Here is a 25657-nt window from a genome sequence, read left to right as displayed (position 1 = left end):
CGCTTCGGAGCCCGCGCCCGTGCTTTCCAAGGACCAGACCCTGGGGAAATACCAGATCCTGGACCGCCTCGGCTCGGGCGGTTTCGGGGCCGTCTATCTGGCCATGGACACCTGGGTGAACCGCAAGGTGGCCCTGAAGGTGCCCCACCAGCAGCAGGACGAGATCGTGGACCTGCTGAAGGAGCCCCGCATCATGGCGGGCCTGAAGCATCCGAACATCGTCGAGCTCATCACCGTGGAGCGGAAGAACGGGATCTTCTTCATGGTGCTGGAATACGTCGAAGGCGAGAGCCTCGACCGCATGATCCGGCGGGAACGCACGCTCCCGCCCACGCGGGCCCTGGAGATCGGCCTGGATGTCTGCAGCGCCATCGCCTTCGCCCACGGCCACCAGATCCTGCACCGGGACCTCCGCCCCGCCAACATCCTGGTGAACCGCGAGGGCGTGGCCAAGGTCACCGACTTCGGCACCTCCCGCGTGCTGGAGCTGCAGCACGTGCCCTACGCGCCCACACGCATCGGCTCGCCCCCCTACATGGCGCCCGAGCACTTCCGGGGCCGGGCCGTGTTCCAATCCGACCTCTGGTCCCTGGGCATCACCCTCTACGAGATGCTCACCGGCACCGTCCCCTTCTACGACGCGGATCCCCTCAAGATTGCCCAGGCCTTCACCAGCCAGCAGATCGTGGCACCCCACCTGCGCAACCCCGTCGTCCCCAAGGCCTTCTCCGAAGTCGTCATGAAGGCCCTGGCCGTGAACCTCGGCGAGCGCTACCTGTCGGCCCAGGCCTTCCTGGAGGCTCTGCGGCGGCTCCGGGACAGCGTGGCCAGAGAGACCCGGCCCCTGGGCACCGCCGTGCTCTCCACGAACAGCTCCGGCCCCCACCCGACTCTCCGCGCCACCACCCAGGCCCAGCTCTGTCCCTACTGCTTCCGCCAGCTGCCCCGCATGGCCAAGAGCTGCCCCAGCTGTCGCGAAAAGATTGAACGCTGATGGTCTGGCATCCCACCAAGGAAGCCGTGCAGCGACTCTGGGGTCGCCGCTGGGTACGGAGGATCTCCTACGTCCTGGTGGCCGGCGTCGCCACCGTAACCATCGTCCCCTGGGTGGCCACCCGGCCCGTGGTGCTGCGCTGGGCCATCTCGAAGCTGGATGGGCTGGTGCGGGAGGAAACCGGACTCTCCCTGGAGGTCGGCCAGCTGGAGCTGCATCCGCTCTTCGGATCCGCCTCCATGCGAGACGTGCGGCTGGGTGGGGACCTCCTGACGGTCCAGAGGGTGGAGGTCCAGACGAACCTCACCTCCCTCCTCGCCCCCACGCACCGCATCTTCTCGATCCGGGTGGAGCATCCCCACCTGCGCCTGACGGAAGCCGGGCTGGTCGCCATCCACCTCAAGGAGCACCCACCCCGCAAAGGCCCACTGCCCCAGGTGCGCCTGGACCTGCTCAGCATCACCGGGGGCGAGATCGACATCCCTGAACCGCTCCGGGGCCTGCCGCCCATGCAGTACCGGTTCGAGGTGAAGGCCACCGGGACGGCTCCCAACCAGCTCCGCGTGGACGTGGCGGGTCCGCAGTGGATGGTCAAGGGGCCGAACGGATGGGAGAAGGGGCGCCTGGATCTGAACGGCGAAGTCACCGAACAGTTCGTGGTCCTGAAGGAGGGCTACTTCCGCCTCGGAGAAAGCCAGATCCGGCTGCACGGCCGCTTCGACGCGAAGAAGCCGGGTTCGCCCGAGCGCCTGGACGCCCGGGTGACGGGCGTCCTGACCCTGGCCCAGGCGGCCCACTGGGGCGGCATGAAGCGCTCCCCGCTCACCGGCGACCTCGACCTGAACGCCTCTGCCCGCGGGACCTTCTCGGACCTTCGCTGGACCGTGAGCGCCGACGGCGCGGGGCTGCGGCCCTCGGAGGGCGCCTTGGCCCCGGGCAGCCTCGACCTCCGCGGCAGCGGAAACCTTGAGGGATTCCAGCTGAGCCACCTCCGCTGGCAGTCCTCCCAGGGCGAACTCTCCCTGGAAGGCGGATGGTCCCGGAAAAGTCCGGCCAAGGGCACTCTCACGGGACAGGGCCTGGATCTGGAGGTTCTGGGCCGGTTCCTCCGGCTGCCGGAGCTCCAGGGGCTCCGCGGCAACCTCAAGGCCCAGGTGGAGGGGCCTGCGGATCCCGAAGCACTGCGACGGCCGGATCGCTGGCAGGGAACGGTCCAGCTCGGCCTGGCCCAGCACGGCCTCGAGGCCGGAAACCTGCACGCCACCCTCCGGAATGGCCAGGCCACCTTGGACCAGCTCCACTTGGACCTGGAAGCCCTCAAGGCCGATGGCGCTGGATGGGCGCAGCTCGGGCCCCGTGGCCTGATCCAGCTGGAGGCCGATGGCACGGTGGAGGTCGGGGCGGGCCAGGTGGCCCAGGCCCTCCGCGCCTGGAAGGTGGTGGACCTCGACATGGAAGGCCAGACCCGGGCCAAGGCCAAGGTGCGTTGGAGCCGCGGCACCGGACTGGAGCTGGACGGTTCCGGGGAGGTCACCCATCCGCGCTGGCACGGGGCCCGGGCCGACAGCGTCGAGGCGAAGGTCCAGATCCGGGACACGGAGCTGCGCGTCACGGACATCGACCTGAAGAAGGATGAAGGCAGCGGAGGTGGCGACCTATGGCTCACCTGGGCCCGGACCGCCCCGGGTCAGAAGCAGATGGACATGTGCTACACGGCCTTCCGCCTCCCCGTGGCCGAAGGGCTCCGGGCGGCGGATGTGAAGGACGCCGACGGCCGGGAGCTGCCCATCACGGGGCTCGGCGGGGGGTGGGTCCGTCTCCAGGGGCCGTTCGATCACATCCTCATGAACGGATCCGTTCAAGTCGAGTTTGGTGAAGTTTATGGAATCAAAGTTCCAGCGGCTTCCTCGGACTTCTCCATGGACATCGACCGCCTCCGGCTGCGACTCGACGATGTGCGCATCGGCGAACGGCTGGACCTGCTGGGCGGGCCCAGCGCCGAACCCGAGGGAGCCCTGGCCCTGGCGGGCAAGGCCGACATGGACTTCAAGCGCTGGACCTGGTGGGTGGACCTCGCCGGGCGCCTGGATTCCCAGCTCCTGAATCTGCCCGGACCCCGGGTGCAGGCCCAGGTGGAGTCCCGCCTGCTGGGACCCATCACCAGCCCCTTCGGATCCCTGGATCTGCCCGAGGGCCGGGCCACGTTGAGCCGGGGCCGCATGTTCTTCGGCGGCCGCAGCCTGGAGGGACTTGAGGCCTCCGTGAAGCTGGAGCGGGGCCACCTGGAGGGACGGCTCGGCATCGAAGGCATGGCTCGTCCCGTGGCGGAAGCTCAGGTCCGGCGGGACGGCTCGGACCTGGTGGGCCACCTCGCCCTGGCCATCGCGCCGGACAGCGCCCACACGGACACCCTGGCGCGGAGCCTCACAGAGGATCTGCTGGAGGACCTGAACCTCGAGGCCACTGCCGATGGACGCTGGGATGGGCGCGCCCTGGCGTGGACGGGCACCCTGAACCGCCTGGCGGCCCAGTTCAACGCCTTCGAGCTGCATCAGGCGCAGCCTTCAGCCCTTCATGGCGACGCGACCGGGGCGGCGGTGGACATCAGCCTGGAGGGCGGCGCGCGGAAGCCCGCGGACGCCTCCCAGGCCCAGGCCGCGGGACTGCGCCTGTCGGGCACTCTGCCCTTCTCCATGGCCACGCCCCTCGGCCTCCGGGTCCAGGGCGGGGCGAACCTGGCCCACCTCAAGACCATCTTCGATCGCGTCATGGAGGTCGATGAATACAGCCTGCTTTCCGAAGTCCGGATCCAGGGGACGAGCCGCTTCGACCTCCTGGTCCACGGGACCTATGGCGATCCCCTGCTGGATGGCCGCCTCGCCCTGGAGAAGGGCCGGCTCAACCTGCGCGGCTACCAGGGGGTGGAGGACCTCCAGGCCGAGGTGATGTTCAAGGACCACACCATCTCCCTCCCGGCCGAGAAGCCCCTGCAGGGCACCCTCGCCCATGGCGACCTGAAGGTTTCCGGCGGGGTCACCTGGAAGCTGGGCGGCCTGGACACCTATGCCCTGAAGGCCTCCCTGGCCAATTTCCAACTCCGCGACGTGCCCGAGGGCCTGGAGATCCAAGGCACGCTGCGCGCCACCCTGGATGGCAACGAGGACGGGGGCGTGCTCAAGGGCCGGCTGCGCGCGGACCGGCTGAACTACCAGACCGAAGTGAAGCTGGCGGACCTCATCCTCCGCAGCGCTCTCAGCGACAGCGGCGGCCTGACGGGCCTGGACCTGGACGACCCCCTGGACCGCATCCGCCTGGACCTGGACCTGGACCTCAGGAATCCATGGAGCTTCAACACCAACCTCCTGAAGCTCGATGGCCGGACCGAGGGCCCCTTCCAGGTGGTGGGCACCCTGGCGCACCCCATCCCCAAGGGCATCCTGGTCTTCCAGCCCGGCGGCCGGGTCACCAACATCTTCCCCGCCGGCGACATGGTGGTGGACCGGGGCTCGCTGACCTTCTCCGAGCTGCGCCCGCTGGACCCCGTCATCAGCCTCCAGGGCAGCGTGACCTCCATTCCCGGCTACACGGTGAACCTGGACATCCACGGCACCCTCAGCAACCTGGCCATCGTGCCCAGCTCCACGCCGAGCCTGCGCCAGGACGAGATCGTGGCCATCCTCATCAACCCCGGCAACGCCGCGAACGTGGGCACCGCAAGCGCCTCGTCCGGCGCCACCCAGGGCGCCATCACCTCGGGCCTGGCCAGCGCGGGCTCGGGCCTCATCTCCACCCTGGCCTTCGCGCCCTTCCAGGAGCAGCTGCGCCGCACCCTGGGCCTGGATCGCGTCAACGTGGCCGTGCGCACCACCAGCGTCGGTACCACGGAGACCGAGGTCACCATGGGCAAGAGCATCAATCTGTTCGGCCAGCGCAGCGCCTTCGTGGTCTCCCACAAGAAGAGCGGAAACCTGAGCATCACCTCGGGCCAGGTGGAGTGGCGCTTCGGCAACTTCATCCTCCAGCTGGGCGCCAGCAAAGGCGGCGGCGCCGGCCTGACCCCCTCGGGCGAGATCCGGCATTCCTGGAGCCCGAACTAGCTGGAGGCGGACGGCGGGAGGCGCTAGCGTGGAGGTGGAGGCTCCATGATCACGGTGAAGTGCTTCGCCCGGTACCGCGCCCTGCTGGGCTTCGCCGACCTCGGCCTGCCCGCGGCGCCCACACTGGGCGATCTGCTGGCGGATCCGCGCTTCGCGGCCCTGCCCAAGGATGCCCTCCTGGCCGTGAACCAGAGCTTCGCGGACCGGAGCACCCCCCTGGCGGACGGCGACGAGGTGGCTCTCATGCCTCCTGTGTCAGGCGGCTGATCACCCCTCGCGTCGGATCTCCAGCACTTCGCCCCCACTGAGGCGCAGCAGGTCCTGGAAGCCCGGCTCACGCCGCAGCCGGTCCTCGGGCCGCTCGGGCTGGGCTTCCGCCGGTTCCTCGTCGAAGCGGATCTCCAGCTCCCGCAGCCCCGGAAGCACGGCCGCCAGCGCGGCGAGCACATGGGGATTCGCCCGTTCCCGCTCCAGGTCCTGGAGGGTCTGCCGCACGTTGCCGGGGAAGCGGAAGCGCAGCACCGGCGGTTCCCAGCGCAGGTCCGTGGCCATCTGCGGGGCGGTGCCGAGGGAGCGCAGCCCGGGCAGCCCCCGCAGCGCCTCGCTGCAGGCCGTGCGCAGCTGCGGCGGGGCGGACGGGCCCGAAGACTGGCTTGGGGGCGCGGCGTGAACGCGCGCCGAAACAGGAGTCTGCGGGGCGACCGGCGTGGGCCTGCGGGGCCCCTCAGGCGCCGGCGCGGCCTGGGGACCCTTGGAAGGGACCGGCGGCGGCCCGGCCGCTGGGGTTGAAGGGCGGGCCGGAGCGCCCGACACGAGGGCATCGAGGGGCGCCAGGTGGGGCAGCTGGGCCGCGGTCACCAGGGCCAGCTCCACCACCACCCGCGGCAGGCTGCTGTCCCGCAGGTCCCGCTCCCGGCTCAGCAGCAGCTGGAGCATCCGCGCCCAGCGCAGCAGGTCCTGGGGCCCCCGGGCGGCCCGGGCCTCCTGCTCCAGCCGGTCCCGGAAGGCCAGCACCAACTCGCGCCAGAACGTGGCCCAGTCCGCACCCTGTTCGTTCAGCTCGCGGCAGGCCTCCACCAGGGCCGCCGTGTCGCCGATGGCCAGGGCGGACATCACGCCCTGCACCAGGTGGGCGCTGACGATGCCCAGCTGCTCGCGGACAGACTCCTCCAGCACCTTTCCGTCCCCGGCGGCGATGACGCGGTCGAGGATGGTGAGCGCATCGCGCATGGAGCCCTGCCCCGCCTCGGCCACCAGGCGCAGGCTGTTCCCCTCGGCCTCGACGCCCTCCTGCTCGCAGACGTGCTTGAGGCGGCCTTCGATGAGCCCCACGGGGATCAGCCGGAAGGGGAAGATCTGGACCCGGCTCTTGATGGTGTCCGGAACGTCCTGCAGCTCCGTTGTGGCCAGCACGAAGATGGCGTGGGGCGGCGGCTCCTCGATGACCTTCAGCAGCGCGTTGAAGGCCTCCGTGCTGAGCATGTGCACTTCGTCGATGATGTAGACCCGGTAGCGGCAGAAGGCGGGGCGGGTCTGAACCTGTTCTCGCAGCGCCCGGGCATCGGCCACCGAAGCCCGGCTGGCGGCGTCGATCTCGACGATGTCCAGGTTCTGGTCCGGCTGCTCCGCCGCCCGGCAGGGATCGCAGACACCGCAGGGCGTGGCGGTGGGGCCCTCCACGCAGTTCAGGGCCCGGGCCAGGATGCGGGCCGTGCTGGTCTTGCCCGTGCCCCGAACCCCGGCGAACAGGTATGCCTGGTGGATGCGCCCGCTCTCCTTCGCCCGCTTGAGGGCGTTGGCGAGCGCCTTCACGCTCCCCTCCTGCCCCACCAGGTCGGAGAGCAGGCGCGGGCGGTACTTGAGGGCGAGGGTGGTCATTGGACGTCCAGTCTCCCACAAGGTCCAGGGGACCGTCAGGGGCTATAAGCGCGCCTGATAACTCCATACGGCGTTTCAAAGGCACAGGCGTTCTGATTCTCGTTAGGATGGCTTGATCCCGAAAGGAAAAGACGATGCTTGAGGGATCGCGATCCGAGCACAGCGCATGCGGGGTTGGCTTCATCGCCAGCCGGACTGGCACGGCCAGCCGCGACATCCTGGAGGACGCCCTCCACGCGCTGAAGTGCGTGGAGCATCGCGGCGGCTGCGCGGCGGACCAGGTCAGCAGCGACGGGGCCGGTGTCATGGCCGACATCCCCTTCGAGATGCTGGGCTACCAGCCCGGCGACATCGCTGTGGCCAGCCTCTTCATGCCCCAGGATCCGGATCGCCTGTGCCGGTCCATGGAAATCTTTGAATCCACGCTCGCCTTCTTCGACCTGGATGTCCTGGCCTATCGCGAAGTCCCCGTGGATCCTTCCGTCCTCGGCGAGGAGGCCCGACGCTCCCTGCCCTCCATGCGCCAGGCCGTCCTCCGCCGCCCGGTGCAGTGCCGGACGGACGCCTCCTTCGACAAGCTGCTCTACTCGGCCAAGCAGGTGCTCCGGACCAAGCTGGTGGAGCAGGGCATCCAGAACGAGTTCTTCTTCGCCTCCCTGTCGGCGCGCACCATCGTCTACAAGGCCCTGACCCGGGCCGCGGACCTGGGCCGCTTCTACCTCGACCTGCAGGACCCCCGGTTCGTCACGCGGTTCGCCATGATCCACCGGCGCTTCAGCACGAACACCCGGACGTCCTGGGACAAGGCCCAGCCCTTCCGCCTCATCGCCCACAACGGCGAGATCAACACCATCGCGGGCAACCGGTCCCGGGCCATCTCCCGCGAGATGTCCATCGGCCTCAAGGCCGATCAGCTCGTGACCCACGGCTCCATCAGCGATTCCGGCAGCCTGAACGAGATCGCCGAGGCCCTGCACTACCGCAGCAGCATCCCGCACATGGAGGACATCCTCGCGATCATGATGCCCCCCGCCGAGGGGCAGAGTGCCTTCTACACGTTCTGGAGCCGCGCCATGGAGCCCTGGGACGGCCCGGCCTTCCTGGTCTTCTCCGACGGCAGCAGCGTGGGGGCGCGGCTGGACCGCAACGGCTTCCGCCCGGCCCGCTGGGCCATGACCGATGACCGCTTCTACCTGGCCTCCGAGGCCGGCTCCTTCCCCGTGGACGAAGCCGCCATCCGCCGCAAAGGCATCCTCTACGCGGGCACCGGCGTGTCGCTCGACCTGGCCAGCGGCAGGGTCCACTTCCGCGACCCGGGCCGCTCCCGCGAGCACCGGGACGCCACCTTCGACGCCCGCACCCGGCCCATCGGGTCGCTCCCGGGAACCGATGGGCCCGGCCCTGTCAGCGCCTTCAAGAAGACCCTGTTCACCTGCTCCCGCGAGGAGCTGGAGAAGATCCTCTATCCCATGGCCGTCACCGGCAAGGAGGCCATCGGCTCCATGGGCGACACCGCCCGGCCCAACGTGTTCTCCTCCGAGCCCCGCCCCTTCTTCGACTACTTCTACCAGCACTTCGCGCAGGTCACGAACCCGCCCCTGGACTACATCCGGGAAGGCAACATCACCGACCTCCGGGTGTTCCTCGGCCGGGCGCCGAACATCTTCTTCCCCAAGGACCTGGTGCCCCTGAACGAGGCGCTGGAACTGCCGCGGCCCATCCTCGACCTGGGGCAGATGCGCTTCCTGGAGCGGATGCAGAGCCTGCGCCCCTCCGAATCGCACATCATCCCCCGCACCTTCCCCATGGTCTTCCGCCGCGAGGACGGCGTGGCCGGGTTCCATGAGGCCGTCGAGCAGCTGGCCGCCGACGTGCGGAAGGCCGTCGAGCAGGGCACCAGCGTCATCATCCTCAGCGACCGGGAAGCCAGCGTCGAGCGGCCGCCCATCCCGGGCCTCATCGCCCTGCGAGCCGTCGTGCACACCCTGAACGAATCGGGGCTGCGCCTCAACGCCGCCATCGTGATGCACACCGGCGAGGCCCGCACCTCCCACCACCTGGCCGCCCTCATCAGCTTCGGCGCCTCGGCGGTCTGCCCCTACCTGGCCTTGGAGATCGCCCGCCAGGACCAGCACCCCAGCTTCGGGACCCTGACGCCGGACCAGCGCGAGAAGCATTTCGTCGGAGCCCTGGAATCGGGCCTCCTGAAGATCATGGCCAAGAGCGGGATCTCGGTGGTGCAGAGCTACATGAGCGCCAAGCTCTTCACCGCCATCGGCCTGGGGCCCGAGCTGATGGAGACCTTCTTCCCCGGCCACGCGAGCCCGCTGGGTGGCATCGGCTACGAGGAGCTGGCTGGCGACGTGCTTCGGAAGACCAGCCTGGCGGCCCAGGCCGGCTTCATGGACCGCCTGCTCCACACCCACCAGTTCCGGGAATCGCCACGGCCCGGCGAGGGCGAGCACCACGGGCTCACCTCCGCGCGCGCAAGGCTCCTCCATCGCCTGGTGGAGCTCGACCCCGCGACGGACGAAGCCAGGAAGCTCTACAGCGAGTACCTCGCCTCCCTGAAGGCCGACGAACCCATCAACCCGAGGCACCTGCTGGCTTTCCGGACCGCCGCGACGCCCCTGCCCCTGGAGGCCGTGGAGGACGCGTCGGCCATCCTGCACCGCTTCGGCGCCGGCGCCATGTCCTTCGGGGCCGTGAGCGCCGAGAGCCAGCGCGACCTGATCCTGGCCATGGAGGCCGTCGGCGGGCGCAGCAACAGCGGCGAAGGCGGCGAGAACCCCTTCTACTGGACCGACGGCATCACCGCCTCCACCAAGCAGGTGGCCTCGGCCCGCTTCGGCGTCACGGCGGAGTACCTCGTCTCCGGCGAGGAGATCCAGATCAAGGTGGCCCAGGGCGCCAAGCCCGGCGAGGGCGGCCAGCTCATGCGCGTGAAGGTGGACGCCACCATCGCCAAGGCCCGGTTCTCGCTGCCCGACGTGGACCTGATCTCCCCGCCTCCGTTGCACGACATCTACAGCATCGAGGACCTGAAGGAGCTCATCCACGAGCTGCGGCAGGTCCATCCCGGCGCGAAGATCAGCGTAAAACTGGTGTCCGGCACGGGCATTGGCACCATCGCGGTGGGCGTCGCCAAGGCCGGGGCGGACATCATCTACATCGCCGGCGGTGACGGCGGCACGGGCGCCGCCACGCTGGGCTCCATGAAGCATGCGGGCCTCCCCTGGGAGTTCGGCCTCATCGAGGCCCACCAGGCCCTGCGGGAGAACCAGCTCCGCGGCCAGGTGGAGCTGCGCGTGGACGGCGGCCTCCTCACGGGCAAGGACCTGGTGACCGCGGCCATTCTGGGCGCCGAGGGGTTCGAGTTCGGCAAGCTCCTGCTGGTGGCCGAAGGCTGCATGATGGCCCGCATCTGCGAGAAGAACACCTGCCCCGCGGGCATCGCCACCCATGACCCGAAGTTCAAGGCCCGCTACACGGGAAGTCCCGAGGCGGTCCAGCGCATGCTCGTCCACCTGGCGGAGGATGCGCGCCGCCACCTCGCCTCCCTGGGCGTCCGCTCCCTTTCCGAGCTTCAGGACCACGTGGAGCTGTTCCAGGTGGCCCCCGAGCACGCGACCTTCGTCAGGGATCGCAAGCTGGACCTGTCGGGCTTCCTGGAGCCCCGCTCCGCGGCGAACGGAGCCTCCCCGATCCCATTCAACCAGGAGGGGGTCGCCCCTCTGAACCAGCAGATCCTGGCGGACGCGGAGCCCTTTCTCGCGGGAGGGGGCGCCCATCACCACAGCTACGCCATCACCACCGGCGATCGGGGCATCCTGGCCACCCTGGCCGGGGCCATCGCCCGCCAGGTGCGTGAGCGGCGCCGGCGGGGCGAGGATCCGACGGTTCCCGGCCAGCTGCGGCTCGACTTCACCGGCAGCGCAGGCCAGGGGTTCGGCGCCTTCCTCACCGAGGGGCTCGACATCCGCCTGCAGGGCGAGGCCAACGATTCCGTCTGCAAGTCCATGTCCGGCGGCCGGGTCATCCTCGTGCCTCATCCGGAAGCCTCCTATACCCCCGAGACCAACGCCATCGTGGGCAACGGCGCCCTGTATGGCGCCACGGGCGGAACGCTGCTGGTGCTCGGCCTGGCCGGCGACCGCTTCGCGGTCCGCAACAGCGGCGCCTCGGCCGTGGTCGAAGGCGCGGGCCACCACGCCTGCGAGTACATGACCCGCGGGGCCGTGGCCATCCTCGGCCCCGTCCTCACCAACGCCGGGGCCGGCATGACCGGCGGCTGCCTGTTCCTGCGGCGGGAGCGCGGCGACCAGGTGAACCGCGACTACCTCGCCCCCATCGTCTGGCGGCCCGAAGAGGAAGCCCTCTTCCGCGACCTCCTCGAAGCCCACGCCGCCGGGACAGGGAGTCGTACCGCCACGGCCCTGCTGGAAGACTGGCCCGCGGCCCTGACCGCCTTCGCGCCCTTCGTGCCCGTAGCCGTGGCGAAGGCCGCCAGTCCCCAGGCCCAGGTTCTCTAGAGCATCTCCTTGGAGCGGAGGTCCCCCCCCGCCCGCCCCCAACACCGCCCTAGCCCACCCGGTCGAACAGGCCGGGCTGGCGGATGGGCGGCGGTGGAGGTGGCGCAGGCTTCACGGGCCGCTCCCGAACGCGCCGCCGCGCCGGGAACGCAACCCCGAACGCCTCCCGGATGCCCTCCGCATAGGTGGGATCCAGCACTTTCAGCCAGCCATGGTCCGCCAGCACCTTGTAGAAAGGATCCTGCTTCAGGAGCCGGAGGCCGCCCACCCAGGCGCCGGAGGCCCCGCTGGCCTTGGCCCGCCGGGCGAAGGCCTGGGCATCATGCACGGCCATGAGGGGGGTCACGGCCACGGTCACCCTGATGCCGGCGGCGGCCAGGCGCTCGACGGCAGCCCATCGGCTCGGGATGGCGGGCGCATGGGGCTCCACAGCCTGACGCACGGTGTCGTCATCCGTGGGGATGGACAGGCCCACGGACAGCCGGTCGCCGAAGGCTCGCAGCAAGTCGAGATCCTGGAGCACCAGGGGCGACCGGGTGTGGACGATCACGTCGGTGGTGGGGCAGAGCAGCAGCACCTCCAGGCACCGGCGGCTGAGGCGGTACTGCCGTTCCAGCGGCTGATAGGGATCCGTGGCCGAGGCCATGAAGACCCGCTCGCCATGCAGCCGGTGCCGCTGGGACCAGAGCAGCTCCGGCGCGTTCAGCTTGGGCGTCACCCAGTTGCCCCAGTCCTCGGGCCGGTGCAGGGCATTGGGGTATTCGCGGACGTAGCAGTAGCGGCATCCGTGGCTGCAGCCGCGATAGGGGCTGAGGGCGAAGCCGAAACCGTAGCGCTCGTCCTTCTGGGGCCGCAGGATGGAGCGCGCTTCCTCAGGCTCCACCAGCAGGCCCTGGAAGAGGGGGGGCGGTTCTGAAGGCAGCGGCAGCGGCGTCATGCCTTCAGTTTTCGCTTTTTATTCGTCGAGTCAAGGGGTGGCTGGCGATTTGGGAATCACATTGATGCGGCCGTTGGTCTCAAGGATGGCCACCCGCACATCCGCGAGATCCGCCACGCCCGCCTGCCGGACCGCCGCCATGAGCTCATGGTGCGTGATCCGCTCAGCGGCGAGCATGGCCTCGTCCGGGACGCCATGATGCACGAGGATCTGGGGCCTCCCTTCCAGGAAGATCTCCGCCCGCTTGCTGCGCCACGTGAGCCAGGCCATCAGGGCGTTCAGCACCAGGAGGGTGCCCACCAGGATGAAGCCCGCGGACACCGTGTTGTCGCCGGCGTTCATGCTGTTCTGGACGGCGTTGCTCAGGACCAGCAGCATCACGAAGTCGAAGGGGGCCAGCTGGCCCACCTGGCGCTTGCCCGTGAGGCGCAGCATCACCATCAAGAACCCGTAGACCAACAGGGCCCGGAGGACGAACTCCCACCAAGGCTGCGCGAGGCGCCACATGGAAGAGCCCACGGGCAGGGCGTCGATGAGCGCGGCGATGGGCATGGGCCCTCCCACACGAAGGGGCGGTGCCGGTCACGGCACCGCCCTCGTCGGACATCAGGATCGAGGCTGGCTTCCTACTGGATCTCGACGGTGAAATCCGCCTTGCCCAGTTCCGCCCCGTCCGCGCTCAGCACCTTCACCGTCCAATCGCCTGCATCGCCGGCCCGGAACGTGCGATAGGCGTTGGTGCGATAGGGCGAGCGGGGCACCTTCAGTTCCTGCTTCGAGGTGCGCTCGCCCTTGCTGAACACCACCGTGACCGTGCTCTCGGCGGCGCCCGCGACCTTCGTCCAGGCATAGATCTTCGTGCCGGCGGGCACCTTGAACGAGGCGGACTCGCCCTGGATCTCCATCTTCTCCACGCCGGTGCCGACCTTGACCTCGGCGCTGGCCTTGGCTTCGGCCTTCGGTGCGGGGGCCTGGGCGACCAGGGCCGCGCAGGCAAGCAGGGGGAGGAGGACCTTGCGCATGGGAAAGCTCCTTGGAAGGGAAAGACGCCCCATTCTGCTCCCGGCCGCCGCCGATGTCATCAGAAGGTGATGACCAGGGAAGTGGTGAACACGGTGTCGGTCTTCTTCAACTGGAAGGGAGCCTCGCCCAGGATCACCGGCGGCGTGGACACCGGTGTCTGGACCACGGGCACCCCGACGAAAGCTGGCTTGTTCTTGTAGGTCACGTCATAGCCCACCTTCAGGGCCAGCTTCGTGGAGAGGCTGGTGGTCAGGGCGTTCCGCCACACGCCCAGGTAGTTCTGCGAGTCCTTGAAGCTGTCGGAGATGTTCAGCTCCGAGGTGAACACCGAGGTGTCGAAGAGTTTCTTCTCGAACTTCGCCCCCACCCGGAACGTGGCGAAGCGGTCATCGGTGCCGGCCGGGCGGAACACCAGGTTCTCCTTGGTGTAGCCCACGCCCGCGTCCGTGAAGAACTTCATCCGGTCCGCCTTGATCCACCAGTAGCCGAGTCCGCCCAGCCCGGTCATGCGGGCCTCCAGCCCGGCGGGGATGTTCCGTTCCCAGCCCGCCGCTCCGAACCACTGAAGCCGGTCCGTGATGTTGTGATCGTAGCGGAGGTTCGCGTAGTAGGTCTCCGTGCTGGTCTTGGTGGTGCGGGTCTCCACGACCGTGGCGGCGTCGAGGCTGGGACCCGAGGCCGTGCGGTCGATGGTGGTGGTGGACACGCGGACGCCTCCCGCGTTGAAGGCGAAGGTCGCGTCGGCCCAGAGATACTTGTACTCGTTCGAGAACCCCAGGCTCTGACTGGAGGCATTGCCGCCCACGGCCACGTAGCTCAGGGCCGCCTTATCGGACCAGGGCCGCTTGGGGGCCGCCGCCTCCTGGGCCCAGGAGGGGATGAGAATGCTCGACGCCAGAAATACCGGAAGACAGGCATGACGCATACTTCCTCCTGGAAATAAGCGACCATACCACCCTTCTGGATCCCTCAGCCGATCCAGGCCTCCAGCCCCTCCAGGATGTCGCGCACCCCGGGCCCGAAGCGGGCGTTGCTCAGCCAGTCCACGCCTGCAGGCAGCCCCTCCAGGGCCGTCCGGACCCGGGCGCGGTGACCCAGTTCGGGACGCGGGATGGCCCGCTCGGCGCGCTCGTGGCGCACGGCCGCAGGGTCGCTGAGCGAGGGGACCCAGTGCTTGAGGCGGGCGTACACGCCCTCCCAGGCCTCCAGGTCCGCCGGCTTGCCGAAGGCCCCGCCGATGAAGCTGCGGAGCTGCATGGCGCCCTCCGGCGCGCTCTGGGGATCCATCCAGGAGGGCACCAGGGAACCCAGGTAGCCGCGCCCTTCGGGGGGATGGATGAGGAAGCCGAAGCTGTCCTTCAGGGCGGGCAGCGGGGTATGGCGGCTGTGCCAGAGGTCCACGGAGGTGTAAGGGATGGCCGCCAGGGCCTCGGCACTCTTCGGCGCCACGGGCCCGAGGAGGGCCGCAGCCTCGTAGGCGGGCAGCGCCAGCACCACGCGATCCGCCTCGCGCACCTCGCCTCCGCCGCTCACGCGCCAGCGGCCGTCCGGCAGGGCCTCCAGGCGCTCGGCCCGCAGGCCGGCGCGCACGGCGGCGAGCTTCGAAGCCAGGCGGATGGGCAGCTGCCCCATGCCGCCCTCGGGCACCACCATATGGCTCACGCCGCCCTTGCGGATGCCGTTCACCAGGCTGCCGGTGGCCTCCCACTGGCGCAGCTTTGGGATGGCGTCCACGGAGAGGATCTCCGCGGGCGCGGCCAGAACGCCCGCGATCATGGACGGCAGCAGCTCCGTGGCCACGCCCTTGCCCAGGCGGCGCTCGATGAAGGCCGACAGCCCTTCCTCGGGCTCACCCTGGCGCACAGGCTGGAAGGGTTCCAGCATCATCCGCAGCTTGGCGCCGATGGACATCAGCGGCGAGGTCATCAGGCCCACGGGTGAAGCAGGAACAGGAATGAGGCGCCCGCCCTTCCCCACCCAGCGGGCGCCGGTGCCGGGCGACTTGAAGGGCAGCTCGATAGCGCTGAAGAGACGGTCCACCGCGGTCCCCTTCTGCCAGAGGACGCCCTGGGGGCCCGTCTCGAAGTGGCCGCCTTCCCAGGGCAGGGTCTTCATCCAGCCACCCACGGAGGCCGCGGCTTCCCACACTTCGACGGGTTCGCCCTTCCGCTGCAGGTGCCAGGCCGCCGCCAGGCCCGTCACGCCGCCGCCGAGAATGAGGGTGCTCATGGGAGGATCTCCAGGACGCGCCGCGTCAGGCAGCGGATGTAGGCCGGATCGGTGCCGGGGGTGGGCACGCGGCGGTAGGTCCGGATGCCCGCCTGGTCGGCCACGTGGCGGTATTCGATGTCGAGCTCGTGCAGGGTCTCGATGTGCTCGCTCACGAAGCTCATGGGCACGACGATCACGTCCTTGCCACCCATGGACTCCAGCACCGACTTCAGGGGCGGCTCCAGCCAGCGCACGGGGCCCGTGCGGCTCTGGTAGGCCTGGAGGTAGCCGCCGGGAACGGGCCCGATGCGCGCGATCAGCGCCTCGCGGGTGGCCGCGATCTCCTTCTCGTAGGGATCCCCGGCCTCGATCTGGCGCACGGGAAGGCTGTGGGCGCTGAAGATCACCGTGGCCTCGGGCAGGTCCTTCAGCGCCGCGCGCAGGGGCCGTTCCAGAGCGTCCAGGTAGTCGGGGTCCGTGGCGTAGTGCTCAATCCCCGGCAAGATCTCGATCCCCGCCTTCGCGGCTTCCACGACCAGCTCGCGCAGGCTGGAACCCGTGGTGGCGCGACAGTCGTGGGGATACAGGGTCACGGGCACCAGCTTGCGGACACCGTCGCGCTTCAGGGCCTTCAGCAGGCCCTCAGCCCGCGGGGCGGCATAGCGGAAGCATAGCTTCACCAGCTCGGGACGGCCGGCGGCGCGAAGGGCGGCCCGCAACTCCGCGGCCTGGAGGGCGCTCTCCCGGAGCAGCGGAGAGCCGCCTCCGATCTGCCCGTAGCGGACCTTCGCGCCGGGAGCCCGGAGCCGGGCGATGAGCCGCGACAAAGGGCCCTGGAGCCAGGCGGGCCCGGGCAGCCGGATCAGGTCCCGGTCGCCGAACAGGGCCGCGAGGAAAGGTTCAACCTGGTCCAGGTTCACTGGACCGCCGAGGTTCAGGAGCAGGATCGCCGTATCTCGCATCACCTTCCACCTTACGCGAGACATGGCGGAACTTTCGTCACGGAAACCCGGACTCGGCATGACGCCGGAATGACCGGCATCCCATAAACTGTTCTGACACTGGAGTCCGCCATGGCCATCCCCGCCTCCCTGTCCGCCTTCGCCGAGCTACCCGACGAGGCCCGGCTCTGGCTCGTGGCCTTCGACCGGCCGGTGGACGCGGCGCTCCTGGCCCCGGACCTAGACGCGCTCATGGGCCGCTGGCGCCACAAGGGCGTCCAGTACCAGGGAACCTGGACCCTGCTGGAGGATCGCATCCTGGCCATCGCGGAGCCCACCCTGGCTTCGAACCCCTCGGGTTGCGCCATCGACGGCATGCTCCGGAGCGTGGGACAGGCGGCCGGGCGCCTGGGGCTCGTCCTCCTCGATCCGCAGGTGGTGGTGGCCCGCCTGTCTGGGACCCTGCGGACCTTCACCCGCCCGGAACTCGAGTCCCGCCTTGCGGATGGCACGCTGGGCGCCACCACACCGATCCTGGACCTGGCCCTGCTGACCCTCGGGGACCTGCGGCACGGCCGGTTCGAGCGTCCCCTCTCCACCACGTGGATCGGCCGGAAATTTCTTCGGACCGCGCCCTTGGCTTGAGGCTGCGGGGTTTCGCCCCGCATGACGAAAACGAGGCGGCAGAGCCGCCTCGTTTTCGCATGAATGGATTGAGGCTAGAAGATCGACTCGCCCGGCTTGCGGCGCCAGGCTTCGGAGCGCTTCTGGCCCTCGGCCTTGGGCTTGGCATCCTTGGCGGCAGCCAGGGTCTGCAGCAGGGAGCCGCCCACCTTGGAAGCCACGCTCTTGGCCAGGGCCGGAGCCGCGGGCACCAGCGGGGCGCTGACGGGACCGGAAGCGGCGCTCTCGGGGGTGGCCGCCTTGGCCGTGACCTCCTTCAGGCGCTTCTCGTACCAGACCTTCCGCTTGGGATCGATGGTCCGGGTATTCCCGGCCTTCTCACCCTTCTTGAGAACCTTGGGCTTGGGCTTCTCGCGGTCTTCACGCAATACGGAATCGGGCTTTGCTGCTTCTTCCAGGATCTTCGCCAGGTTTCCAAGGCCACGCAGGGTCATCATGTGCGGTTGCTTCTCCCAATGGGGCCACGGGCCACCGCTCATCAGCATAACGGCAACGCATTTGCTTACATAGTGATTTCAGACACGAGGTGCGGTTTTTTGCCGCCGGCGCCCGCCTGCTGGGACACTGGACAGGATGGGAACCCCGCGCTCCACCCTGAAAGCCCGCCTGGACGGTCTGTGCGACCGATACGACACGGCCGGGGCCCTGGCCAAGGATCCCCTCTCCGTGGCTTTGGCCTACGATGCGCCGCTGGACCGGGAGGTGGCTGCGTTCGTGGCGGCCCATCTCGCCTACGGCCGGGTCGATCCCATGATCCGGGCCGTGCAGGCCGCGTTGGCGCCCCTTGGCCACGCGCCGGCCGCCTGGCTCCGCGAGCGGAATGAGGCGGAGCTCAGGCGGAGCCTGACCCGCACGCTGGCCGGTTGGGCCTGGCGGTTCCACACCGCCGACGACCTCGCAGCCTGGCTGCTGGCATGGAAACGGCTGGACGCGCAGAGCGGGAGCGGCCTGGAGGCCCACCTCCAGCCCCGGCCCACCGAAGATCCCGACATCGCGCTCTCCCGGCTGGTGCAGCGCCTCCGTACCGAACTGCCGGATTCCTACGGGTCCCGGTTCTCCCTGCCCGACCCCCTGGAAGGCGCTGCCTGCAAGCGCTGGCGCATGTTCCTGCGCTGGATGGTCCGCCCGGGCTGGCCCGACCTCGGCCTCTGGACCCGCTATCCGGCCCATCTGCTGGTCATTCCCCTGGATACCCACGTGGCCCGCGTGTCGCGGTTCATCGGCCTCACCCGCCGCGCCACCCCTGACGGCAAGATGGCGCGGGAGATCACCGAGGCCCTGCGCCGCCTCGATCCCGTCGATCCCCTCCGCTACGACTTCGCCCTCAGCCACCTCGGCATCCTGGGGGATTGCCCCGGGGTGCGCCACCGGAGCACGTGTGCGGAGTGCCCTCTGTATTCCGTCTGCCGTGCCGGCTCGGAATCCGCTGCGCGGATTCCGAGATAGAAAGGACAAAGCTTAAGCAGTCTTATTTCAACATTTTTTTCGATCGTCGGAACCAGAGGCCGGGCTGGCCATGTGGGCGACCGCCGGGTGGCAGAGCAGGCTCCGGTGGAGCCTGCGGCGCCGGGCCCCCGGCGAGGAGCCCATGCCAGTGCCGATTCGCGAAGGCGCAGCCTGAGCGATGGCAAACCCGGCCCTTTTGCGCAGGCGCAAAAGGGCCGGGCTTGCCACGGCACTCGGGGGAACGACTTAGGGCTGCTTCTTCCGACCTGACCCGGTTCATCGCACCCCGATGCATGGGGCCCGGCTTGGGTACAGGGTAGTCCGGAAGGGGTAGGTCGCGCCAGGGAAAGGGGTCGTCGCGGAGGCGCACAGGCTCTCGAAGTGACGGATTTCATGGGCTTTTTTAAATGCTGGAAAAATCCGGTGGGGTGCCCTTGACACCCCCACATGTTGGGGCCATCCTTTTCTCCCGGCACAACCCATAGAGGTCACCCCCAAAGCGCCCCGGAACAGGGGATGGCTTTGCGCGCCTCCGGGAAAGCCTTCTCCTCGAACCTCCCCCCCACCCCGACCCCCACCGACCCCCAGGACCGACCATGAAGATCTCCCGCCATTTCACCAAGGCTGGCCACGACCCCCTGGAAGGCTTCCGCTTCGTCCCCCGGACCAGCCGGATCTCCAAGCTCGACGGCACCGTGGTCTTCGAGGCCAAGGATGTGATGGTGCCGGAGGCCTGGTCCCAGGTGGCCGTGGACATCCTGGCCCAGAAGTACTTCCGCCGGAAGGGCATCGACGCCCAGAACGGCGGGGAGAAGGACGCGCGCCAGGTCTTCCACCGGCTGGCGGGCTGCTGGCGCCATTGGGGCGAGACCCACGGCTACTTCGACTCCGCCGATGACGCCCAGGCCTTCTACGACGAGCTCACCTACATGCTCGCCGACCAGATGTGCGCCCCCAACTCCCCGCAGTGGTTCAACACGGGCCTGCACTTCGCCTACGGCATCTCGGGCCCGGCCCAGGGCCACAGCTACGTGGACCCGCGGACCGGCGAGATGGCCCGCTCCACCTCGGCCTATGAGCGCCCCCAGCCCCATGCCTGCTTCATCCAGAGCGTGGCCGACGACCTCGTGAACGAGGGCGGCATCATGGACCTGTGGACCCGCGAGGCCCGGATCTTCAAGTACGGGTCCGGAACGGGCACCAACTTCTCCAAGGTGCGCGGCTCCGAGGAGCCCCTCTCCGGCGGCGGCCGCAGCTCGGGCCTCATGAGCTTCCTAGCCGTGGGCGACCGCGCCGCCGGCGCCATCAAGAGCGGGGGCACCACCCGCCGCGCCGCCAAGATGGTCTGCCTCGACCTGGACCACCCCGACATCGAGGCCTTCATCGACTGGAAGGTGACCGAGGAGCGCAAGGTTGCCATGCTGGCCGCCGGCAGCGCCGTCGTGCGCCGCCACTGGGACGCCCTCTGCCAGTCCGTGGAAGGCTCCACCAGCAAGGATGCCGATCCTAAGACCAACGAGGCCCTGCGCAAGGCCCTGGCCCGCGCCAAGCGCGAGGGCGTGCCGGCGGCCTTCCTCACCCAGTGCCTGGGTCGCCTGGCCGAGGGCGACTTCGACCGCGACCTCAAGGGCTATGACACCTCCTGGGACGGCGACGCCTACTACACCGTGGGCGGCATGAACTCCAACAACTCCGTCCGCGTGCCCGACGCCTTCATGCGCGCCATGGAGATCGACGGCGACTGGGACCTGAAGCGCCGCATCGACGGCAAGACCAGCAAGAAGCTCCGGGCCCGCGACCTCTGGGAGAAGGTAAACAAGGCCGCCTGGGCCTGCGCCGACCCCGGCATCCAGTTCAACACCACCATCAACGACTGGCACACCTGCCCCGAGGACGGGCCCATCAACGCGAGCAACCCCTGCTCCGAGTACATGTTCCTGGACGACACCGCCTGCAACCTGGCCTCCCTGAACCTGTGCACCTTCCTCACGGACGACGGCGGCTTCGACCTGGCGGGCTACCGCCACGCCATCCGCCTCTGGACCGTGGTGCTCGAGATCAGCGTGCTCATGGCCCAGTTCCCCAGCGAGGCCATCGCGCAGCGCAGCTACGACTTCCGCACCCTGGGCCTCGGCTACGCCAACCTGGGCGCCATGCTCATGCGCATGGGCATCCCCTACGACAGCGCCGAGGGCACCCAGTGGTGCGCGGCCCTGACGGCCATCCTCACGGGCGACGCCTACGCGGCCAGCGCGGAGATGTCCCGGGAGCTGGGCCCCTTCCCCAGCTACCAGAAGAACGCCCAGCACATGCTGCGCGTCATCCGCAACCACCGCCGCGCCGCCTACAACGCCCCGGCCTCGGAGTACGAGCAGCTCTCCATCCGACCCCAGGGCCTCACCGGCGCCGGCGTGCCCAAGAGCCTCGTCGAGGCCGCCCGCGAGAGCTGGGACACCGCCCTCGCCTACGGCGAGCAGTGGGGCTACCGCAACGCCCAGGTGACGGTGCTGGCGCCCACGGGCACCATCGGCCTCCTCATGGACTGTGACACCACCGGGGTCGAACCCGACTTCGCCCTGGTGAAGTTCAAGAAGCTGGCGGGTGGCGGCTACTTCAAGCTGGTAAACCGCGCCATCCCCGAGGCCCTGGCCCGCCTGGGCTACGCGCCCGCGCAGATCCAGGAGATCGAGCGCCACGTGGTGGGCTGGCTCCAGATCACCGACGAGACCCCTGGCATCACCCGCTCCATGCTGAAGGGCGCCGGCTGGGCGGAGGAGGAGATCGCCGCCGTGGAGCAGAAGCTCCCCACGGCCTTCGATCCCGCCTACGCCATCGATGTCGAACGCCTGAAGAAGGACTTCAGCGCCGAGCAGGTGGAGACCTTCCTGCTGGCCCTGGCCGGCACCATGACCGTGGAGGGCGCGCCCCACCTCAAGGACGAGCACCTGCCCATCTTCGACTGCGCCAACCGCTGCGGCCGCACGGGCCGGCGCTACATCGCGCCCATGGGCCACCTTCGGATGATGGGCGCCGCCCAGCCCTTCCTCAGCGGCGCCATCAGCAAGACCATCAACCTGCCCGCTGAGGCCTCCGTGGCCGAGATCGGGAAGATCTACGAAGCCAGCTGGCAGCTCATGCTCAAGGCCGTGGCGCTCTACCGCGACGGCTCCAAGATGAGCCAGGCCATGGCCACCAACCTCGACCTGCTGGACGGCGCCGACACGCTGCTGGACGAGTCCGCCACCGCCACGGAGAAGGCCCCCGCCGTCGCCCAGGCGCTCACGCAGCAGCTGGTGCGCACCTACCGGCGCCGCATGCCCAACCGCCGGGGCGGCTACACCCAGGCGGCCACCGTGGGCGGCACCAAGCTCTACCTCCGCACCGGTGAATACGAGGACGGCAGCCTCGGCGAGATCTTCCTCGACATCCACAAGGAGGGCGCCGCCTTCCGCGCCGTGCTCAACTGCTTCGCCATCGCCGTGAGCATGGGCCTCCAGCACGGCGTGCCCCTGGAAGAGTTCTGCGACGCCTTCCTGTTCACCCGCTTCGAGCCCGGCGGCATGGTCATGGGCAGCGACACGATCAAGATGAGCACCAGCATCATCGACTTCGTGTTCCGCGAGCTGGCCATCAGCTACCTGGGCCGCTACGACCTGGCCCACGTGGAGCCCGAGCAGATCGTGAACGCCGCCACGGGCCTGCGCCCCGGCAGCCAGGCGCCTGGCCTGGCCGGCGCCCTGCCCAGCCTGCCCACGGGCACGCCCCTGCCCTTCCCCGAGGCCGAGGCCACGGGCGCGGCGCCAGCAACCGCCCCTGCCCCCGTGCAGCCCACCCTCCAGCCCGTCCTGGTGGGCGCCCGCGCCGCCGTGAGCGCGGCCCAGGCCGCCCGAGAGAAGGGCTATACCGGCGACCCCTGCCCCGAGTGCGGCCACCTCACCCTCGTCCGCAACGGCGCCTGCATGAAGTGCCAGACCTGCGGCGCCACGACGGGGTGCAGCTAGAAGACGCCAGCCGCGGAGAGCGCAGAGAAAGACGGAAGGGCGGGAGCGATCCCACCCTTTGTTTTCATCCGTGTGTATCCGTGTTCATCCGTGGTTCATCCGTCTTTCCCGCCACGGCCGCATCCAGCATCCACCTCGCGATGCTGAGGGGAGCTGGCAGGTCGGGGAGGGCGTCGAGGCGGAACCAGCGGGCGTCCTCCAGTTCGGCGGGATCGGGCCGCAGCTCGCCATCGAGGTGGTCGGCCAGGAAGGCCACCATGAGGCCGTTGGGGAAGGGCCAGGGCTGGCTGCCGAAGTAGCGCAGGTGGTGGACGCGGATGCCCAGCTCCTCGGCCACCTCGCGGTGGACGGCCTGTTCCAGGGATTCGCCGGGCTCGGTGAAGCCGGCGATGGCGCTGTACACGCCGGGCTTGAAGTGGGGCGAGCGCGCCAGGGCCAGCTCCCGCTCCGCCCCTGCCCCGCGCTGGATGAGCACGATGATGGCCGTGGCGTTGGAGGGGAACACCGTCCGCCCGCAGGCCGGGCAGCGGCGGCCATGCCCTTCACAAGGCTCCAGGGCCGTGGCGCAGCTCCCGCAGAAGCGGTGCCCGGCCGCCCACTCCAGCCACTGGCTGGCGCGGCCCGCGCGGGCCCATGCCTCCGGGTCCATGCGGGGGAAGGCATCGCGCAGGCCCACCGCCTCCACGCCCTCGGGCACCGGATGATCCTCGGCCACCCTCAGCGCCAGGTGCCCCTCAGGCAGGCGCAGCCGAAGCTCCGCCTCCACCTCAGGTAAGGACGCCTCCGGCGCGAGCCAGAGGCGGTTTCCCTGGAAGATGATCCGCCGTTCGCTCATGCCGCCTCGCCCAGGGGCCGGATCCTAGTGCCGGTCATGCCCCTTGCGCTCCCGGCCCTCGCGCTCCCGCCCTTCGCGCTTCTCGTGGCCCTTGTGCTTGCCGTGGTCCCGCTCCCGGCTGGGCCTCCGCTCGGCACGGCGGCCGTCCCGGCTCGGCGCGGGGCTCTTGGAGAGGCCCAGGGGATCCGGCAGGCCCAGGGGGTTGGGGAGCTGCGCCATCAGCAGGGTGCTGCCGAACATCAGGGCGGCGAGGGTGCGGGCCATTCGGGTCACGGATTCTCCAGGAAGCGGCGGGCAGAGGGTCCGCCACACCGGTAGTCCATGGTACCCGGCCGCTACACGAACAGCACCGCATGCACCGGCGGCAGGTGCTCCGCGAGGGTGATCCAATCGTCGCCGGCGTTCTCGCTGATCCACACGGAACCGGTGGTGGAGCCGAAGGCCAGGCGCTCGCCGCTGTCGTCGAGATCCAGGCCGTGGCGGTAGACCAGATCGTAGGCCCAGGACTCGGGCAGGCCGCGACCCAGCGTCTCGAAGGTGCGCCCGCCGTCGCGGGTGCGGTTCACCACCACGCGGCCCTCCACGGGGATGCGGCGCTCGTCCTTGATGGCGGGCACGAACCAGGCCGTGTCGGGATCCTTCGGATGCACTACCACAGGGAAACCGAAGACCGAGGGCTTCACGTGCTTGATCTCGGTCCAGGTCATGGCGTCGTCCGTGCTGCGGAAGATGCCGTTGTGGTGCTGAACCCACCAGACGTCCGGCGCGCCGGGGCACTGCACCATGCGGTGCGGGTCCTGGGATTCCGGCGCCTCCACCAGCTCCGGCGGCGCGTAGTCGGCGCGCATGCCCTTGGTGTGGGCGGTCCAGGTCTTCCCCAGGTCCTTCGTGTGCCACACGCCGCCGCTGGAGACGGCCACCACCACGCGGTTCCCGTCCCGGGGGTCCACGCAGATGGAGTGGATGCCGGGCGAGTCGGCGCCCCCGCCGGCCCACTTGCGGCGCTCCGGCATGTGCCAGAGCGATTCCACCAGATGCCAGGTGGCGCCAAAATCCTCGCTCCAGAAGAGGCCGCCCGGCAGCGTGCCCGCCCAGAGCAGCCCCGGTTGCGAGGTCAGCCCCGGCGTGAGGCACCAGAAGCGGATGAGGCGCCAGGGGATCTCCCGGCCCAGGAAGTCCTTCTCCACGTGGCCCTCGGGAGGCGTGGGATAGGCTGGAACGCCGAGTTCCTCCCAGGTGGCGCCGCGATCCTTCGAGCGGTGCAGCTTGGCCCCGAAGTGGCCGTGGTCCAGGGCCGCGTACCAGGCGCCGTCACGGGGATCCTGCATGGCCAGGGAGACGTTGTCGCCCAGGAAGGACACGGACTCCAGGTCCCAGACACCCCGCTGGGTGCGGCGCGCGGAGAAGAGCCCCTTGCGGGTGGAAATCAGCAGCTGGTCCATCTCAGCCTCCGGAAAGGGCCTGCATGACGTAGATCTCGCTGGCCGCGGACACGGGATCGCTGAGCCCCCGGCGATCCGCGATGGGCACGCCGTCCACGAAGACGGCCATGTGGAATCTCAGGGCGCCGTGCTCATCCAGCACGTAGCCCCGCAGCTTCGGGTACAGGGTGAAGGCCGACTCCAGGCTCTCCCGCACCGTGCCGCCCGCCACCGCGCAGGGCGGGCAGGCCACGTGGCGCTGGAGGTTGCGGGTGAAGGCGACGTGGGCCATGGGCATCCTGGAAGCCCGGCCACTGTCCTCCAGGGACTTCTACCTGTCAAGACACGAAAGATCTAGTCGAACCAGTCCGGATCATCCTTCGGTTCGCCTTTCCTGGCGGCCTTTCTCCTGGCCGCCTCGAGTTCGGCTTGGGCGGCCACGAATTCCTCGTCCTCCAGCCGCGTGGGATCCGGCAGGGGATGTCCGGCCAGATCGTGCAGCGGCGCCGCCCGCCGCTCCACTCCGACGATCCGGCTCCAGGGCTTCTTGCGCCGTTCGACCTGTTCGATCATGGTCCACCTCCGGCTCAAACCAAGCATAGGTTCCAGGCCCCGATCCGCCATTGTAAAAAAGCGCAGGGGGTCGCTCCCCCTGCG

Annotated in this window: 20 protein-coding genes and 1 other RNA gene; 7 read left to right on the top strand and 14 right to left on the bottom strand. The window is 69.5% G+C overall.

Annotation, left to right across the window (positions count from 1 at the left end):
* Window positions 1-19 precede the first annotated feature (19 nt).
* Genes MLE64_RS02345 through MLE64_RS02335 form a run of 3 tightly spaced genes read left to right on the top strand, consistent with a single transcriptional unit; the run spans window position 20 to window position 5358 of the window.
* Entirely contained in the window at window positions 20-994 is a 975-nt protein-coding gene (locus MLE64_RS02345; protein ID WP_243293616.1) for a serine/threonine protein kinase, read from the top strand.
* Window positions 994-5091, top strand: coding sequence for a translocation/assembly module TamB domain-containing protein (locus MLE64_RS02340; RefSeq protein ID WP_243315404.1), 4098 nt, complete (start codon window positions 994-996; stop codon window positions 5089-5091). Before MLE64_RS02345 ends, MLE64_RS02340 begins: the two co-directional genes overlap by 1 nt.
* A 45-nt stretch (window positions 5092-5136) precedes the next feature.
* Window positions 5137-5358: a MoaD/ThiS family protein gene (locus MLE64_RS02335; protein ID WP_243315401.1), complete on the top strand. Its 222-nt coding sequence runs from the start codon at window positions 5137-5139 to the stop codon at window positions 5356-5358.
* Here the strand turns inward: MLE64_RS02335 and dnaX are convergent, their stop codons facing one another.
* On the bottom strand, window positions 5359-6969 hold the full coding sequence (gene dnaX / locus MLE64_RS02330; protein WP_243315399.1) for a DNA polymerase III subunit gamma/tau: 1611 nt from the start codon (window positions 6967-6969) through the stop codon (window positions 5359-5361). It lies immediately after the preceding gene.
* A gap of 134 nt (window positions 6970-7103) precedes the next feature.
* Here dnaX and gltB point away from each other — a divergent pair, with 134 nt between their 5' ends.
* Complete coding sequence (gltB, locus tag MLE64_RS02325; protein WP_243315391.1) at window positions 7104-11501, top strand: glutamate synthase large subunit; 4398 nt, start codon at window positions 7104-7106, stop codon at window positions 11499-11501.
* A gap of 49 nt (window positions 11502-11550) precedes the next feature.
* Here the strand turns inward: gltB and MLE64_RS02320 are convergent, their stop codons facing one another.
* From MLE64_RS02320 to hemH, 6 genes are all read right to left on the bottom strand, one after another.
* Entirely contained in the window at window positions 11551-12438 is an 888-nt protein-coding gene (locus tag MLE64_RS02320) for an SPL family radical SAM protein (protein ID WP_243315389.1), read from the bottom strand.
* Between the two features lie 30 nt (window positions 12439-12468).
* Window positions 12469-12990, bottom strand: coding sequence for a DUF421 domain-containing protein (locus MLE64_RS02315; protein WP_243315387.1), 522 nt, complete (start codon window positions 12988-12990; stop codon window positions 12469-12471).
* A 74-nt stretch (window positions 12991-13064) separates the two neighbouring features.
* A complete protein-coding gene (locus tag MLE64_RS02310; protein ID WP_243315386.1) occupies window positions 13065-13460 on the bottom strand; it encodes a DUF2914 domain-containing protein in 396 nt (131 codons plus the stop codon).
* 59 nt (window positions 13461-13519) lie between these two features.
* Entirely contained in the window at window positions 13520-14386 is an 867-nt protein-coding gene (locus MLE64_RS02305) for a DUF481 domain-containing protein (protein WP_243315384.1), read from the bottom strand.
* A 44-nt stretch (window positions 14387-14430) separates the two neighbouring features.
* Entirely contained in the window at window positions 14431-15690 is a 1260-nt protein-coding gene (gene hemG, locus MLE64_RS02300) for a protoporphyrinogen oxidase (RefSeq protein ID WP_243315382.1), read from the bottom strand.
* Window positions 15687-16634, bottom strand: a complete 948-nt coding sequence (gene hemH / locus MLE64_RS02295; protein ID WP_243315380.1) for a ferrochelatase — start codon at window positions 16632-16634, stop codon at window positions 15687-15689. The genes hemG and hemH overlap by 4 nt, the downstream gene beginning before the upstream one ends.
* A 111-nt stretch (window positions 16635-16745) precedes the next feature.
* Here hemH and MLE64_RS02290 point away from each other — a divergent pair, with 111 nt between their 5' ends.
* On the top strand, window positions 16746-17258 hold the full coding sequence (locus MLE64_RS02290) for a hypothetical protein (protein ID WP_243315378.1): 513 nt from the start codon (window positions 16746-16748) through the stop codon (window positions 17256-17258).
* A 74-nt stretch (window positions 17259-17332) separates the two neighbouring features.
* Here the strand turns inward: MLE64_RS02290 and MLE64_RS02285 are convergent, their stop codons facing one another.
* Window positions 17333-17734, bottom strand: coding sequence for a hypothetical protein (locus MLE64_RS02285; protein WP_243315376.1), 402 nt, complete (start codon window positions 17732-17734; stop codon window positions 17333-17335).
* Window positions 17735-17870: 136 nt separating this feature from the next.
* Here MLE64_RS02285 and MLE64_RS02280 point away from each other — a divergent pair, with 136 nt between their 5' ends.
* Complete coding sequence (locus MLE64_RS02280) at window positions 17871-18743, top strand: TIGR02757 family protein (RefSeq protein WP_243315373.1); 873 nt, start codon at window positions 17871-17873, stop codon at window positions 18741-18743.
* 210 nt (window positions 18744-18953) lie between these two features.
* On the opposite strand, the gene ffs is transcribed toward MLE64_RS02280, so the two are convergent.
* Window positions 18954-19049, bottom strand: an RNA gene (ffs, locus tag MLE64_RS02275) — signal recognition particle sRNA small type.
* A gap of 290 nt (window positions 19050-19339) precedes the next feature.
* Between ffs and MLE64_RS02270 the strand changes: the two genes are divergently transcribed.
* Window positions 19340-22744, top strand: coding sequence for an adenosylcobalamin-dependent ribonucleoside-diphosphate reductase (locus MLE64_RS02270; RefSeq protein WP_243315371.1), 3405 nt, complete (start codon window positions 19340-19342; stop codon window positions 22742-22744).
* A 64-nt stretch (window positions 22745-22808) separates the two neighbouring features.
* Here the strand turns inward: MLE64_RS02270 and nudC are convergent, their stop codons facing one another.
* The 5 genes from nudC to MLE64_RS02245 form a co-directional block, all read right to left on the bottom strand.
* Window positions 22809-23579 carry an NAD(+) diphosphatase gene (gene nudC / locus MLE64_RS02265; protein ID WP_243315368.1) on the bottom strand — a complete coding sequence of 257 codons (771 nt, stop codon included), beginning with the start codon at window positions 23577-23579 and terminating at the stop codon, window positions 22809-22811.
* Between the two features lie 24 nt (window positions 23580-23603).
* Window positions 23604-23852 carry a hypothetical protein gene (locus MLE64_RS02260; protein WP_243315366.1) on the bottom strand — a complete coding sequence of 83 codons (249 nt, stop codon included), beginning with the start codon at window positions 23850-23852 and terminating at the stop codon, window positions 23604-23606.
* A 62-nt stretch (window positions 23853-23914) separates the two neighbouring features.
* Window positions 23915-25021, bottom strand: coding sequence for a WD40/YVTN/BNR-like repeat-containing protein (locus tag MLE64_RS02255; RefSeq protein ID WP_243315364.1), 1107 nt, complete (start codon window positions 25019-25021; stop codon window positions 23915-23917).
* Window position 25022: 1 nt separating this feature from the next.
* Complete coding sequence (locus MLE64_RS02250) at window positions 25023-25292, bottom strand: MoaD/ThiS family protein (protein WP_243315360.1); 270 nt, start codon at window positions 25290-25292, stop codon at window positions 25023-25025.
* Between the two features lie 62 nt (window positions 25293-25354).
* Entirely contained in the window at window positions 25355-25573 is a 219-nt protein-coding gene (locus MLE64_RS02245) for a hypothetical protein (protein WP_243293597.1), read from the bottom strand.
* Window positions 25574-25657 lie beyond the last annotated feature (84 nt).

The organism is Geothrix paludis (genome assembly GCF_022808815.1).
Classification (GTDB): Bacteria; Acidobacteriota; Holophagae; order Holophagales; family Holophagaceae; genus Geothrix; species Geothrix paludis.
This window is presented reverse-complemented; position numbering and strand designations above follow the sequence as displayed.